The sequence below is a fragment of the Roseburia sp. AM51-8 genome (genome assembly GCF_003478275.1).
Taxonomy (GTDB): Bacteria; Bacillota; Clostridia; order Lachnospirales; family Lachnospiraceae; genus Pararoseburia; species Pararoseburia lenta.
The window spans coordinates 460342-475506 of the sequence record NZ_QUEY01000001.1 but is presented as its reverse complement, the minus strand read 5'-3'; the positions used below and the strand labels follow the sequence as shown (position 1 = coordinate 475506).

13 protein-coding genes, 1 tRNA gene and 2 pseudogenes are annotated in these 15165 nt (G+C 45.5%); all 16 read right to left on the bottom strand.

The annotated features are described in order from the left end of the window. Nucleotides 1-79: 79 nt before the first annotated feature. Nucleotides 80-1033 carry a bifunctional riboflavin kinase/FAD synthetase gene (locus DW996_RS02355; protein WP_118534751.1) on the bottom strand — a complete coding sequence of 318 codons (954 nt, stop codon included), beginning with the start codon at nt 1031-1033 and terminating at the stop codon, nt 80-82. Beyond that, the gene (gene truB, locus DW996_RS02350) at nt 1030-1929 is read right to left on the bottom strand and encodes a tRNA pseudouridine(55) synthase TruB (RefSeq protein WP_118534750.1); all 900 of its coding nucleotides are present in this window, start codon (nt 1927-1929) and stop codon (nt 1030-1032) included. The genes DW996_RS02355 and truB overlap by 4 nt, the downstream gene beginning before the upstream one ends. A gap of 7 nt (nt 1930-1936) precedes the next feature. After that, a complete protein-coding gene (locus DW996_RS02345; protein WP_118534749.1) occupies nt 1937-2893 on the bottom strand; it encodes a DHH family phosphoesterase in 957 nt (318 codons plus the stop codon). A gap of 10 nt (nt 2894-2903) precedes the next feature. Then, nucleotides 2904-3259 (bottom strand): annotated as a pseudogene (gene rbfA, locus DW996_RS02340) (30S ribosome-binding factor RbfA). Between the two features lie 3 nt (nt 3260-3262). Then, nucleotides 3263-5994 (bottom strand): annotated as a pseudogene (gene infB / locus DW996_RS02335) (translation initiation factor IF-2). A 24-nt stretch (nt 5995-6018) separates the two neighbouring features. Further along, nucleotides 6019-6324 (bottom strand): L7Ae/L30e/S12e/Gadd45 family ribosomal protein, encoded by a 306-nt coding sequence (locus DW996_RS02330; RefSeq protein ID WP_118534748.1) that lies wholly within the window; start codon nt 6322-6324, stop codon nt 6019-6021. After that, nucleotides 6325-6585, bottom strand: a complete 261-nt coding sequence (gene rnpM / locus DW996_RS02325; RefSeq protein ID WP_118281368.1) for an RNase P modulator RnpM — start codon at nt 6583-6585, stop codon at nt 6325-6327. It abuts the gene before it with no gap. 1 nt (nt 6586) lies between these two features. After that, nucleotides 6587-7771, bottom strand: coding sequence for a transcription termination factor NusA (gene nusA, locus DW996_RS02320; RefSeq protein WP_118281121.1), 1185 nt, complete (start codon nt 7769-7771; stop codon nt 6587-6589). 37 nt (nt 7772-7808) lie between these two features. Continuing rightward, nucleotides 7809-8276 carry a ribosome maturation factor RimP gene (rimP, locus tag DW996_RS02315; RefSeq protein WP_118281120.1) on the bottom strand — a complete coding sequence of 156 codons (468 nt, stop codon included), beginning with the start codon at nt 8274-8276 and terminating at the stop codon, nt 7809-7811. A gap of 86 nt (nt 8277-8362) precedes the next feature. Further along, a tRNA-Glu gene (locus DW996_RS02310) sits at nt 8363-8434 on the bottom strand. Between the two features lie 110 nt (nt 8435-8544). Continuing rightward, complete coding sequence (gene galE / locus DW996_RS02305) at nt 8545-9561, bottom strand: UDP-glucose 4-epimerase GalE (RefSeq protein WP_118534747.1); 1017 nt, start codon at nt 9559-9561, stop codon at nt 8545-8547. A 137-nt stretch (nt 9562-9698) separates the two neighbouring features. Continuing rightward, nucleotides 9699-10055, bottom strand: a complete 357-nt coding sequence (rplT, locus tag DW996_RS02300) for a 50S ribosomal protein L20 (RefSeq protein WP_118534746.1) — start codon at nt 10053-10055, stop codon at nt 9699-9701. Between the two features lie 25 nt (nt 10056-10080). Then, nucleotides 10081-10278, bottom strand: a complete 198-nt coding sequence (gene rpmI, locus DW996_RS02295; RefSeq protein WP_118281117.1) for a 50S ribosomal protein L35 — start codon at nt 10276-10278, stop codon at nt 10081-10083. Between the two features lie 18 nt (nt 10279-10296). Then, a complete protein-coding gene (gene infC, locus DW996_RS02290; protein ID WP_118281116.1) occupies nt 10297-10791 on the bottom strand; it encodes a translation initiation factor IF-3 in 495 nt (164 codons plus the stop codon). A 603-nt stretch (nt 10792-11394) separates the two neighbouring features. After that, nucleotides 11395-13563, bottom strand: a complete 2169-nt coding sequence (locus DW996_RS02285) for an RNA degradosome polyphosphate kinase (protein ID WP_118534745.1) — start codon at nt 13561-13563, stop codon at nt 11395-11397. A 14-nt stretch (nt 13564-13577) separates the two neighbouring features. Further along, a complete protein-coding gene (locus DW996_RS02280; RefSeq protein WP_118281114.1) occupies nt 13578-15107 on the bottom strand; it encodes a Ppx/GppA phosphatase family protein in 1530 nt (509 codons plus the stop codon). Nucleotides 15108-15165 lie beyond the last annotated feature (58 nt).

Below are 15165 nucleotides of genomic sequence, written 5' to 3'. Positions count from 1 at the left end.
CAAACTGAATTTTCCAAAATTTCCACTAAAAAAACAGCAGCAAACACTGCTGTCTTTTTGCATTATAGCAAGACATATTTCATCTGTCAACAAATTTGTAACAATTATGTAACAAACTAATGATTAAAGTAAGAAAGTGCCGTTTCTTATCCCTCTCCATCTGTGCAAAGAGTTCCTCTACGGAGTCGAACTTCTTTTCATCACGGATATGGGAAAGAAATACCACACGCGCGTCCTTTTCATAGACATCCTGATCAAAATCCAAAATATGTGTCTCGATCCCCATTTGATTTTCCCCGGTCACCGTCGGCTTGACACCAACATTGGTCACACCGTGATATATATGATGCTCGATCTCGATCTTGGTCACATAAACGCCGTTTTTCGGCAGTAACTTGTCCTCCGGCGGGATCAGATTGATCGTCGGCATCCCCATCTTGCTTCCCAGATGATAGCCATGTACGATCTCGCCCCAGACAAAGTATTCATAGCCCAGAAGTTCGTTGCCCTTTTCTATATTACCGGCAGCGATCTCTTCACGGACATAGGTAGAACTGATATCCCTGTGATCCTTTTGCAGTTTTTCCACGACCTCCAAGGTAAAACCATAGGTCTTGGAAAGTTCCTCCAGCATCTTGGCATTGCCCCGTCCCATCCTGCCAAAGGAAAAGTCGGTGCCGCAGACTAAGTATTTCATGTGAAAATTCTCAACCAATAGGCGGATAAATTCTTCCGGTTCCAACTGCATGATCTCCTTTTCAAAAGAACACTGCGCCAGATAATCGATTTTTTCTTCTTCCAGAATATGTGCCCGCTCTGCATTTGTAATCAAGAGTTTGGTCATATCCTTTTTCAGACGGATCCGCGGTGATACATCAAAAGTCAGGACACAGGATGCCAACCCCTTTTTTTTTTGCCCACGCAGTTTTTCCGTTAAAAGTTCATGCCCCTTATGTATACCGTCAAACTTACCTACCGTGACGGCTGTATTTTCTGAAATCGTCTCATTTACCAGCGAAGTAATTATCTTCATGTCGTCTCCAAAAACATCTTTTTTAGTTTGAACTGATGCTCATTTAAGTGATATATCCCAACAAATCTGCCATCTGACAGATATATGCGTACCAGATCTCCCTCATCGATCGCCTCGTCTGCCCTTGCCTGCATCTGCTCGATCGCGTTGCCGTTTACCAGTCTCTTATCTGCTTCCTCTGATGCATATACCTTGGGATAAGCAGAAAAGACCTGATCGATCGGCAGCAGGATCTGATCCAGCCGGTCTTCCTTTTTGGCTTCCTCGATCTGGGCTAAGGTCAGACTGTCTGCCAAGGCAAAAGAAGCCACCTGCGTACGCACCAGACTCTCCATACAGCCTCCGCATCCCAAAGCCTGTCCGATATCCTGACAAAGGGTACGGATATAAGTTCCCTTGGAACAATGCACTTCCATGGTAACCAGAGGCAGTGCAATATTTTTTATTCGGATCTCATAAATGGTGACCGGTCGGGGCTTTCTCTCCACCTCGATCCCTTTTCTCGCCAGATTACAGAGTTTCTGTCCTCCTACTTTAAGAGCCGAGTACATAGGCGGAACTTGCTCGATCTGCCCCACAAACTGCCCGACTGCCCGCTGGACCGCATCCTCTGTCACAGTAACAGCATGCTCCTCTAAGACCTGCCCTGTCATATCCTGCGTATCGGTAACGACCCCCAGCCGCATGACCGCCTCATAGGTCTTGTCCTTGTCTGTCAAAAGATCACAGACCTTGGTCGCCTTTCCGATACAGACCGGAAGCACCCCTGTGGCATCCGGATCCAGCGTACCGGTATGCCCTATCTTTTTTATACCAAGGATGCCGCGCATCTTCGCGACCACATCGAACGAAGTATACCCGGCTTCCTTGTAAACGTTTATAATTCCACTTTTCATATGCTACCTATTGTGCTAACTGTTCCTTGACATCCGTCACGATACCATCGATCAATGCCCATGGATCATCCCCTTCGACTGTAAAGCCTGCGGCCTTTTTATGTCCGCCGCCATGGTATTTCATAGCGATCTGTGACAGGTCGACCCGGTCTCCCTTGCAGCGTGTGCTGACCTTATAAGCCCCCGGTTCCAGACCATAAAGAAAGATTGCCACCTCGGCTTCCTTCGTCATACGGAGTTGGCTGACAATGCCGTCCAAATGCTTTGGCAGAACTGAAAATTCTGCCATTTCCTCCTGTGTGATCACAGAAGCGATACACTCTGCATCTTCATAGAGCCGGCTCTTTAAGAGTGCCTGCCCTAAGATCTTGTTCTGGGCAAAGGTCTTTTCATAAAAAGTCTTATCTACGATGGTCGGATAATCTATCCCCAGGTCCATCAGACACCCCGCAACTTCCATGGTATGACTGGAAGTACAGGAATACTGAAAGACACCGGTATCATGGATCATGCCTGTGTATATGCACTCGGCGATCTTCTTTGTGATCTTAGTCGGATCCATGCTATCGTAGACAAGTTCACTGGCAGAAGATGCATCTGCCACGATCTTATTCTTATCCGCAAATGCCTGATTACTGACATGGTGGTCAATGCAGATCGTCCTTTTTGCTGTCTCAAAAAATTTGACCGCATCCCCAAGTCTTGTCGCATCCCCACAATCTAAGACAATGCAAAGGTCAAACGACTCCTCGCTATCCTTTGCCTCCAAGATCTTGTCTGCGCCCTGTAAAAACTGAAAGATCCTTGGGATCGGCTCTAAGAACACACAGACCTTAACTTGTGGGTAATAGGTGGTGATGTAATTGTAGGTTGCCAGGCAGGAGCCCACGCAATCTCCATCCGGGCGGATATGTCCGGCGATCGCCACACTTGATACATTTTGCAGTTCCTGATCTAATTGCATAAGATCCTCCTTAGTTGCCCTGATTCAGATCATCGATCATCTTTGACATTCTGACGCCATATTCAATCGACTGATCCAAAATAAACTGAATCTCCGGTGTATTGCGCAAATTGATATTGGATGCCAAGAGTTTGCGGATATAGCCCGCAGAACTGCGCAAGCCCTCCATCGTATCAGCCTGGGCTTTTTCATCGCCCAAGACGCTGATATAGCTTTTGCCGTCTTTAAATCCGGTGCCACCTCTACAGCCACAACACTGCAAAGGGAACTGACACGCGGATCCTTGATCTCACCGCGGATGATGTTGCTCAATTCGCGGTGAACCTCCTCATTGATCCTTGTATTTTTAATACTTCTTTTTTTCATATCCTACCTCGGTACTTCTACCATAATATATGCTTCGATCACATCATCTTCAGCGATGTCATTAAATCCGTCTAATACAAGACCACATTCAAATCCTGCCTTAACTTCCTTCACGTCATCCTTGAAACGCTTGAGTGATGCCAGATCACCTTCAAAGATCTGCTCGCCCTCACGGGATACGCGGACTTTACATCCACGCTGGAAGTAACCGTCCAAGACATAAGATCCGGCGATATTTCCGACATCAGATGCCTTGAAGATCTGACGTACCTGTGCATGACCGATAACCTTTTCCTCATAAACAGGATCCAGCATACCCTTCATGGCTGCTTCCACATCCTCGATGGCATTGTAGATGACCTTATAAAGTCTGACGTCTACGCCTTCTCTGTCCGCGGTAGCCTTAGCCATGGCATCCGGTCTGACGTTAAATCCGATGATGATGGCATTGGATGCAGATGCTAAGATAACATCACTTTCATTGATGGCACCAACACCGCCATGAATGATCTTAACCACAACTTCGTCGTTGGAAAGTTTTACCAGAGACTGCTTCACTGCCTCGACAGAACCTGTACGTCTGCCTTGACGATGATATTGAGTTCCTTCACATTACCGGACTGGATCTGTGAGAAGAGATCGTCTAATGACATTCTGGTCTTAGTATCTTCAATTAACTTATTCTTACTCTCGGAAATAAATGTCTCCGCAAAGTTTCTTGCTTCTTTTTCAGAATCCATGGAAACAAAGATCTCACCTGCATTCGGTACATCACTCAGTCCTAAGATCTCTACCGGTGTAGATGGTGTTGCTACCTTGACTCTGCGTCCGTTTTCATCGATCATGGCACGGACTTTACCATAAGAACTTCCGGCTGCGATCGGATCTCCCACATGCAGGGTACCCTTCTGTACCAAAACGGTTGCAACTGCACCGCGGCCCTTATCCAACTGTGCCTCAATGACAAGACCTCTTGCCGTACGCTTTGGATTTGCCTTTAATTCCAAGACTTCTGCGGTCAAAAGGATCATTTCCAGTAATTCATCGATACCTTCATGTGTATGTGCAGATACCGGTACGAAGATGGTACTTCCGCCCCAATCTTCCGGGATCAGTTCATACTCGGATAATTCCTGCTTTACACGTTCTACATTTGCGTTTGGCTTATCGATCTTGTTGATCGCAACGATGATCTCAATGCCTGCTGCCTTTGCATGGTTGATCGCCTCAACCGTCTGTGGCATAACGCCATCATCGGCTGCAACAACCAGAATTGCAATATCGGTAGAATTGGCACCACGCATACGCATAGCGGTAAATGCCTCATGTCCCGGTGTATCTAAGAAGGTGATCTTCTGTCCATTGACTGATACCATGTAAGCACCAATGTGCTGTGTGATACCACCTGCCTCGCGGTCTGTCACCTTAGTGTCACGGATAGCATCCAAAAGGGATGTCTTACCATGGTCAACGTGTCCCATAACGCAGACAACCGGTGGACGGGCAACCATATCTTCTTCTGACTCTTCATCCTCGCGAAGAAGTTCCTCGATCACATCTACCTTGACTTCCGGCTCACAGATGCAGTTGAACTCAAGTGCGATCTCTTCTGCCTGCTCGTAGTCGATATCCTGGTTTACGGTAACCATGATGCCCTTCATAAAGAGTTTCTTAACAATCACAGATGCCTGCACTTTCATCTTGTCAGCCAATTCCTTGATCGTAATATGCTCAGGCAGGGTCAGTGTAATGATCTCGTTCGGGTCCTTTTCTGCCGGCTTTGGCTGTGGCGCCTTATTCTTCTTCTTGCCACCGTTCTTCTCCAAGTTTACATAGCGTTCCTGCTTCTTAGAGCCAAACTGATCGTGCTCATGTTTCTTTTTATTGTTGCGGTTGTTGTCGCGGCTTCCCTTTGCATTCATATCTGCAGCTGGCGCAGCTGGAGCAGCATTGTTTCTGCGGTTGTCACCGGCAAATCCACCACCGTTTGGACGGTTGCCGTTTGGTCTGTTGCCACGATTGCCGTCGTTATTGCGCGGTCTGCGGTTGTCGCCTGCGTTTACGCGGCTGCTCGGACGGTCATTTTCTGACATTTGACGTGGACGGATCGGACGATTACCGTTTGGTCTGTCACCACGGTTGCCATTCTCACGTCTGTCCTGGCGTTCCTGTCTGTCCTGACGCTCCTTGCGCTCCAATCTCTCCTGACGTTCCTTCTCCTCCTGTACGCGGTGGGAAGGTCTGACGGTACGCTCACTCTCCGGACGGATTGTGATTCTTCCCTGTGCCGGACGTCCGGAACCGGAACGGTCACCACGATTGCCATTTTGTCTGTCACCATCCGGTCTTCTTCTCGGACGGTCACCATCACGGCGAGGTCTCTGCTGCTTGCTGTACTGGGCATTAAAGACAGCGGAAATGCTTGATTTCTTCTTCGGACGTGCATTTTCTTCCTTATGCTCTGCCTTCTTTTCCCCTGTCTTTGCCCCTTCTTTTGCAGGTTCTTCTTTTACCGCTGCCTCTTTCTTTGCTTCTGTCTTCTTCTCCGGTGCTTCTTTTACTTCTTTTTTGACCGGTTCTGCCTTTTTAAACTTCTTTTCTACGATCGCGATCGCAGCATCCTCAATGCTGTTTTGGCTCTTTACTTCTATTCCGTTTGCAGCAAGTGTTGCAACAACTTCTTTTGTTTCTACACCTAACTGTTTTGCTAATTCATATACTCTAACTTTTGCCATACTATATCCTCCATTATTCAGTTGTTATACCAATGTGATTTTCTTTTTTACAGCCTGTGCCAGATTTTCATCTGTGATCGCAACGGATGCCCGGAACTCTTTGCCGATTGCATGCCCCAGATTCTCTTTTTTGCCATAAAAAATAAGGTCGCACTCATAAAATTCACACATGTTCGTAAAACTCTTTTTGGTATTGTCAGATGCATCTTCTGCAACCAGCACCAGCCATGCCTTGCCTTCTTTGACAGCCTTTTCCACGGAAAATTCTCCGCTGACTACTTTTCCCGCTTTTGTTGCCATACCAAGCATCGCCAAAGCCTTATCCTGCATTTAGATCATCTCCTCTTCCAATCGTTTTACAATATCTTCTGGTATCTTACACTTCAATGAACGTTCCAATCCCTTATTCTTCATCGCCTTGTGAAAACATTCGATGTCTTTACAAATGTAAGCCCCTCTGCCATTGGCTCTGCCGCTGGCATCCACAAGAAAGGTATCCTCCGGTGTCTTTACCACGCGGACTAAAAGGGATTTGTCTTTCATTTCATTACATCCCACACACTTGCGCTGTGGAATTTTTTTGCCATTCATTTTATTCTTCACTTTCTGATGCTGCATCATCATCGTAGTCATCTTCTACATAATCATCTTCAGACTCGTCATACTCATCATCATAGTATTCATCGTCGTCATAATACTCATCATCATACTCGTTTTCATAATCCAAGAAATCGCCTGCTTCTCTTGCCTGCGTCTCGCTCTTGATGTCGATCTTAAATCCTGTCAGACGGGCTGCAAGTCTTGCATTCTGTCCCTCCTTACCAATGGCAAGTGACAACTGATAATCCGGAACAACAACTTTTGCTGTCTTTTCATCTGCATCTGCGATAACAGAAATGACCTTTGCCGGACTTAAGGCATGCTCAATGAGCATAGCCGGGTTTTCATTCCATTCGATGATGTCGATCTTTTCTCCGCGGAGTTCATCTACGATCGCATTGACACGGCTGCCGTTCATACCGACACATGCGCCAACCGGATCCACATTTTCATCCTCTGCCCATACAGCCATCTTTGTTCTGCTGCCTGCTTCACGCGCGATCGCCTTGATCTCTACAACGCCGTCACGTACTTCTGCGACTTCCTCTTCAAACAGACGCTTTACCAGTTCCGGGTGGGTTCTGGAAACTAAGACCTTCGGTCCTCTTGTCGTATCCTTTACTTCTAAGATCAATACCTTGATACGCTCTGTCGGCTCAAAGTGCTCACCTCTGACCTGCTCATTCTCTGCCAAGAAAGCATCGGTCTTACCAAGATTTACACTGATGTTCTTGCCGATGTAACGCTGTACGATACCGGTCACAACCGTTCTTTCCAACTGATAATACTCGTCAAATACCATCTTTCTTTCTTCTTCACGGATCTTCTGTAAGATCGTGTTCTTTGCACTCTGTGCTGCGATACGTCCAAAGTTGGTTGACTTGATCTCAACATTGACCACATCGCCGATATTGTAAGATCCGTCCATCGCCTGTGCGTCCTCCAAACTGATCTGCTCTACCGGATCTTCCACATCTTCTACAACCGTCTTGGCTGCTAAAACATGATATTCACATGTTTCCGGATTGATGTTCACGGTAATGTTATCATTCTTTCCAAAATGATTTTTGCAGGCAACCTGAAGCGAATTCTCGATCGCTTCCAAAAGGACATCTTTGCTGATATTCTTTTCAGCCTCCAACACATTTAACGCTTCTAACAATTCATTGTTCTTCATTTCTTGTTCATCCTCCTAAAATTCTTGTTATAGTACGCTAAAAATCAAATGCCAGACGGATCAATGCAATGTCTGACTTATTAAATGTAACTTCTTCATCGTCTTCGGATAGGACAGTGACACTATCATCATCATAGGCATGCAGGATACCGTAGAATTCTTTGGAACCGTCGATTGCTTTATAAGTACGGATCTCTACTTCCTGTCCCAGACTGCGTTCAAAATCCCGCGCTTTCTTGAGCGGTCGTCCCAATCCCGGTGAACTCACCTCAAAGGTATAGGCTCCCTCTACATAATCCAGTTCATCCAGCAGGACATTCATCTCTCTGCTGACCGCAACGCAGTCATCAATGGTAATGCCTCCCGGTTTGTCAATATATGCCCGAAGGAAATAATCCTGACCTTCCTTGACATATTCCACGTCCACCAATTCAAAGCCTTTTTCGTCCAGAATCGGAAGGATCAATTCTTCTGTCTTCTTTTCGTACTGCTCCCTTTGTGACATATGTCCACCACCTTTCTTTTTTTAAAAAATTGAGAGTGGACAAAATGTCCACTCTCAATTCTAGCAACATATCTACTTGCGCTCAACAGTTCGTAGGGGAATCGAACCCCTGATTCCGCCGTGAGAGGGCGGCGTCTTAACCGCTTGACCAACGAACCATGATGTCTTGTTACCGCATTGCGACAACAAGACAATGATATATCAAATACTCTTCCTCGTCAAGTACTTTTTTCAATTTTTTTGAAAAAATTGAAATTCAAGAAAATTCTTAGTCTTCATAGCCGTTTGGATTGTTCTTCTGCCATCTCCAGGAGTCTGCACACATTTCCTTGATACCATACTTTGCAGTCCATCCAAGTTCTTCCTTTGCCTTGGTCGCATCGGAATAACAGGTTGCGATATCGCCGGCTCTTCTCGGCTTGATCACATAAGGGATCTTGACGCCGGTCGCCTCCTCAAAGTTCTTTACAATATCCAGAACGCTATAGCCGACACCCGTACCCAGATTGTAGATACAAAGTCCGGCATTCTCTTCGATCTTCTTTAATGCCTTGACATGACCGATCGCAAGATCGACTACATGGATGTAGTCTCTGACACCGGTACCATCCGGTGTATCATAGTCGTTACCGAAAACGCCAAGTTCTTTCAACTTACCAACTGCCACCTGTGTGATATATGGCATGAGGTTGTTCGGGATACCGTTTGGATTTTCACCCATGGTTCCGCTTGGATGCGCACCGATCGGATTAAAATAACGAAGTAAGATCACATTCCACTCCGGATCTGCCTTTTGCATATCGGTAAGGATCTGCTCCAACATAGACTTTGTCCATCCGTATGGGTTGGTACACTGTCCCTTTGGGCACTCCTCTGTGATCGGGATCTGTGCAGGATTGCCGTAAACTGTTGCAGATGATGAAAAGATGATGTTCTTTACGCCATGCTGTCTCATCACATCCACCAGTGTTAATGTTCCTGCGATATTGTTGTTATAATATTCCCAAGGCTTCTCAACAGATTCACCTACCGCCTTTAAGCCGGCAAAATGAATACATGAGTCGATCTGCTCCTTGTCCATGATCTCATTTAAGATGTCACGATCCAAGATGTCTCCCTTGTAGAAAGTAACCTCTTTGCCCGTGATCGCCTTAACACGATCCAATGACTTTTCACTGGCATTGGATAAGTTATCCAAAACAACCACGTCATATCCTGCCTGCAAAAGTTCTACACAAGTATGACTTCCAATGTAGCCTGCACCACCGGTAACTAAAATTGCCATCTGTCATTCCTCCTAATTAAAATATTCTTCACTCACCAAAGGGCATTATAGCATAAGTGCCTTTATAAAAAAACCTTTATTTGGTTAAAAAATTGACAAAAAAGGACTCCGAATACGTTCGGAGTCCTGCATTATCTTTAGGCAACCTTTGTCTTTGCCAATTCAACTAATTCAGCAAATGCTGCTGCGTCATTTACAGCCATCTCTGCTAACATCTTGCGGTTCATCTCAACACCTGCAAGCTTTAATCCATACATAAACTTGCTGTATGAAAGACCATTGATTCTTGCTGCTGCGTTGATACGAGCGATCCAGAGCTGACGCATCTGTCTCTTTCTCTGCTTTCTACCAGCATAAGAACTTGTAAGTGCTCTCATTACTGACTGCTTTGCTACACGATACTGCTTAGATCTAGCACCTCTGTAGCCCTTTGCCATCTTTAATACTCTATTATGCTTCTTCTTAGCGTTCATTCCGCCTTTAATTCTTGCCATTTTGATATCCTCCTTAACCTATTTATTAGCAGTAAGGTAAAACCTTCTTCATATTCTTAACATTTGTAGCATCTGTCATTGCTGCTTTTCTAAGATTTCTCTTTCTCTTAGTTGTCTTCTTGGTTAAGATATGGCTCTTGTAAGCTTTATTTCTCTTTAACTTTCCTGTTCCTGTTGTAGAAAAACGCTTTGCAGCTGCTCTTTTTGTCTTAATTTTTGGCATGTTATTTTCCTCCTTAAATTATCTCTTTTCTGCCAACACCATGCTGATGCTTCTGCCTTCTTGCTTTGGTGCTTTCTCCACTACTGCCATATCTTCGACTTCCTTTGCAAAGTCATCTAAGATATGTTTACTCTGTGCGATATGCGCCATCTCACGACCGCGGAAACGAAGTGTGATCTTTACCTTATTGCCCTTGGAAAGGAACTTCTTGGCTGCATTGACCTTTGTGTTCAGATCGTTGGTATCAATATTCGGTGACAGGCGGATCTCTTTGACTTCAACTGTCTTCTGCTTCTTCTTCGCTTCTTTTTCCTTGCGTGCAAGTTCGTAACGATACTTACCGTAATCAATGATCTTGCATACCGGTGGCTTAGCATTCGGGGCAATCTTGACAAGATCAAGTTCTGCTTCCTCTGCCAATTTCATTGCTTCTCTTGCTGACATAATGCCAAGCTGTTCTCCGTTTGAACCAATCAGACGAATTTCTCTGTCTCTGATCTGCTCGTTAATCATTAAATCGCTAATGGTCTTATACCTCCAGATTAAAATAAAAAAAGTGGATAGGCAGACTATCCACAATCAAACTCACAACACTTCAAAAAGTCGGAATATAAACGCTGAGTCACCTCTGTGCTCAGGTGAGAGTGGATACTCTACTTTGTTTTCACAACATTGGTACTTTATCACAGATTCTATGGGGCGTCAATACTTTTTTCGGATTTTTCTGCTAAATTCGCACAAAAGGAAAACGACAGAAATCCTGCCGTCTTCCCCCTTGTCCTTAGACCTTGCCTGTCTCTTGTTTTAATTCATCACAGGCGACTCTGAATATGTTTCCGAATTCACCAGAAGACTCCCTTCTTCTAGTATGCCATATCAGTCGTCCTTGTCCGGAATCTTCGGAACCGGAATACTCGACTACCGCCGATACCTTAAAATACTCATCTAAACCGATTGCTTTGATCCCCTCCTCGGTGCATATTTTAAGTGGTTCCTAAGTATCCTCTTCAATACTTGTATATACCATACCATGCTTTTGTACCTTGTGCAAGGCAAAAGCACTATATATTGTGTTTTTCGGACAATTTTGTACAATTTAAATCTAACAATAAAATCTTAGGCTTCGTGTTCTTCTTCATCAAAGGCCCAGATCGGTATAAAGCGTCTGCCTTTCCAAACTGTGGTCTCCTCCTTCGCTCCTTCCATTGCCTCACGACAGAATGTCATCTGGGCGCCGATCGCCTGTTTGCCGCGTCGGCTCATCTTTGCATAAGTGCCATCCGAAAGCATGGCATATGCCTTTAAATTATCGCGCAGGAGAACATCTAAGATATGCTTGATCCGATCCTTGATCACATCATCTTCCACCGGGAATACGATCTCCACACGCCGATCCAGATTTCTAGGCATCCAGTCCGCACTTCCCATATATATATCTTCCTGTCCATTATTATAGAAATAAAAGATACGGCTATGTTCCAAAAAAGTCCCCACGATCGAGGTCACATGGATATGTTCGCTTACGCCCGGTATCCCGGTACGAAGGCAGCAGATTCCGCGGATCACCAGGTAGATCTCTACACCGACAGAGGATGCCTCGTATAATTTTTCAATGATCTGCCGGTCGCACAAGGAATTCATCTTGGCAACGATATATGCCTCTTTTCCTTCCTTGGCATGAGCGATCTCCCGATCGATCAGGGCGATAAAGCGGTCACGCAGCCAGATCGGTGCCACGACCAGTTTATTCCATCTTGCCGGCTCCGAATAACCGGACAACATGTTAAAGACAGCCGTTGCGTCTTCTCCATAATTTTCATTGCAGGTAAAGATACCGCAATCTGTGTAAAGTTTGGCGGTCGAGTCATTGTAATTGCCGGTACCAAGATGCACATAACGTGTGATGGCATCCTCTTCCCTGCGGACGACCAGTGCGATCTTACAATGGGTCTTTAAGCCCACCAGTCCATAGATAACATGACAGCCCGCCTTCTCTAACTTTTGTGCCCAGACAATATTGTTTTCCTCGTCAAAACGTGCCTTTAATTCTACCAAGACCGTGACCTGCTTTCCGTTTTCCGCCGCCTTGGCAAGCGCTGCGATGATCGGTGAATTGCCACTGACACGATACAGGGTCTGCTTGATGGCAAGTACATCCGGGTCAACTGCTGCCTGCTTGATAAAATCAACGACCGGATCAAAGGTCTCATAGGGATGGGTCAGGAAAATATCTCCTTTTTTGATCTCGTCAAAAATGCTCTCTCCCGGAAGGATTCTTGGATTTTTCTGCGGTACAAAAAGTTTCTCCCGCAGATCATCACAGCCGGACAGCCCATACATCTTCATCAAGAAGGTAAGATCCAAAGGTCCTGCGATCTCATAGACATCCTTACCGCTAACAGCCAGTTGTTCTTTTAAGACCTGCAAAAGGCGTTTATCCGCCTTATGTTCGATCTCCAGACGGATCACCTCACCCCACTGCCTTTTGACAAGCTGCTTCTGGATCTCTTTTAAAAGATCGCTCGCCTCATCCTCATCAAAGGACAGATCGGCATTTCGCATGATACGATAAGGATAGGCACACACAAGGTCATAGTTCAAAAAGAGTTGTGCCATATTCTTTTCTATGATCTGTTCCAAGAGTGTAAAAGTATAACGGTCGTCCTCGCCCGGGATCGGCACCAGTCGTGGCAGAACAGACGGCACCTGCACGGTAGCAAATTCCAGTTCCTGCTTACTTCCCTGCTGTAATTTTGAATTTGGATGCTTGGACTTGATGAGTGCCGCAATATTTAAGGACTTGTTGCGCACCAGAGGAAAAGGCCGGGAAGCATCTACCGCCATAGGGGTCAGCACCGGATAGACATGCTCCATAAAGTATTTATCTACATAGGTTGCCTGCTTTTCGTTGAGTTCCTCATAAGCGCCTATGATCCGAATGCCCTCCTTGCGCAGAATCGGCATTAGGGAACGATTGTAGGTGTTGTACTGCTTTTCAACAAGCGCATGGACTTCCTTTCCTATTGCACACAACTGTTCCGTTGGATCCATGCCGGCAATATCTTTTTTGGTATAGCCTGCATGCTCCATGTCCTTTAAGGAAGCAACACGTACCATAAAGAACTCATCCAGATTGGAAGATGTGATGCTGACAAATTTCAGGCGATCCAGAATCGGTATCTCCTTATCCTTTGCCTCGTTTAGTACACGGTGCTCAAATTTGATCCAACTCAATTCTCGGTTATCATAATATTTTGGATTTTTGAATTCTTCTGCCTTGCTCATTTTTTGATCCCCCTCTATTCAAACACGCGCAATTCCCGCAAGATCGGACGGATGGAAAATACACTTTCAAAGAAGTCTGCCTTTTCTTCAAACATGCCTTTTTCCAATGCGATGGAATCCGTCGCCTCAATGGTGATGTGCAAACGATTGCCCCGCACCGCCATCTTGATGTTCTTGAACTTCTGCCTGTGGCTGCGGTCGAGCGCATTAGCCACTTTTAAGATAGCAAGCAGTTTGACGATCGTCATATACTCATCCACGCTAAAACGATCCGCCATGCTGTCATAAGATTCCAGACTTTTACGGTTCAAAGATACGACCGTAGCAACCATCTCACGTTCCTTGTGGGATAGACCCAGGATCTCCGATGACATGATAATGATATAGGAACAATCGGACGCATCCGAGATACTGATGTATTTTCCACAGTCATGCAAGATCGCGACCAGACGCATCAATAATCTTTGCCTTTTATCCAGCCCGTGAAACTTCTTTGTCGCATCAAAGATCTGGGTCGAGATCTTATCCAGTGCCTTTAAGTGCGGCTGGTAACTGCCGTAGCGCTTGGCGATCGACCATGCCGCAGAGATGATATCCTGGTCAAAGTCATGTTCTACCTGCAGATAATGTTTTGGTGCAAAATAGTGATATGCCATACCGTCATTGACAGATACGCCCGGCACATAGACATATTTTGCCGGCAGTTTTTCTGCAATGGCATGATGCAGCATCAAAAAGGGTTCGATCAGTTCCTCATGATCGTTTAAGACATCAAATTCCCGGATGATGCTCTGCAAGGTCTTATCCCGCATATTCTCCAGAAGTTCCATGTAATGCTCCATCCTGATCGGTTCCCTGGTCGCATCATCTACGGCGCGTTCCATCAAAGTCGATACATGGTCGCCTAAGATGATCAAATATTTTAACTTGACATCCTGCATATGCATGGTGACAAAGGCATCCAGTTCCTTATACATCATCTGAGCGATCTGCTCTTTATGGTTGGTCATATAGGATAAACGTTTCATATTCTCGCTCATGATGACCGTTCCCAAACCGATATGCTGTGTCGTTCTGACCTTTCCATGATAAAAGAGGGTGATCTGTAAACTGGCACCGCCGATATCCACGATTGCTGCACTCTCCGATACCATGGCATCAAAATTATCCTGGGATGCCACCGCGCGATAACTCATAAACCTATGCTCGGAATTGCTGAGCGCCAGCACCTTCATACCGGTGCGCAGTTTGATCTGTTCCATGGCAAAGAGGCGGTTGTCTGCCGCCGTAAAGGTAGAGCCGGCATAGATCTGATAGTCCTCCGTCAGCCGATACAGGGCAAGGGTGCGTTTCATATCTTCCAGCACATTGCAGATCCTATCTACAGTCTCCTTTTTCAACTGACCGCTGGCATAGATATCCTGTGCCGTATCGATCGGCGTACGCAGGCAATCCAGTTCCTTCAAGCGTTTCTTTTGTGTGATCTGAAATACTTTCAGAATAATCTCATAAGATCCAATATAGATCGATGCATATAACTTCATAATATCCCCCTTTACATAATCTCCACCTTAACATATCCATGTAAAATCCCCATAAAAT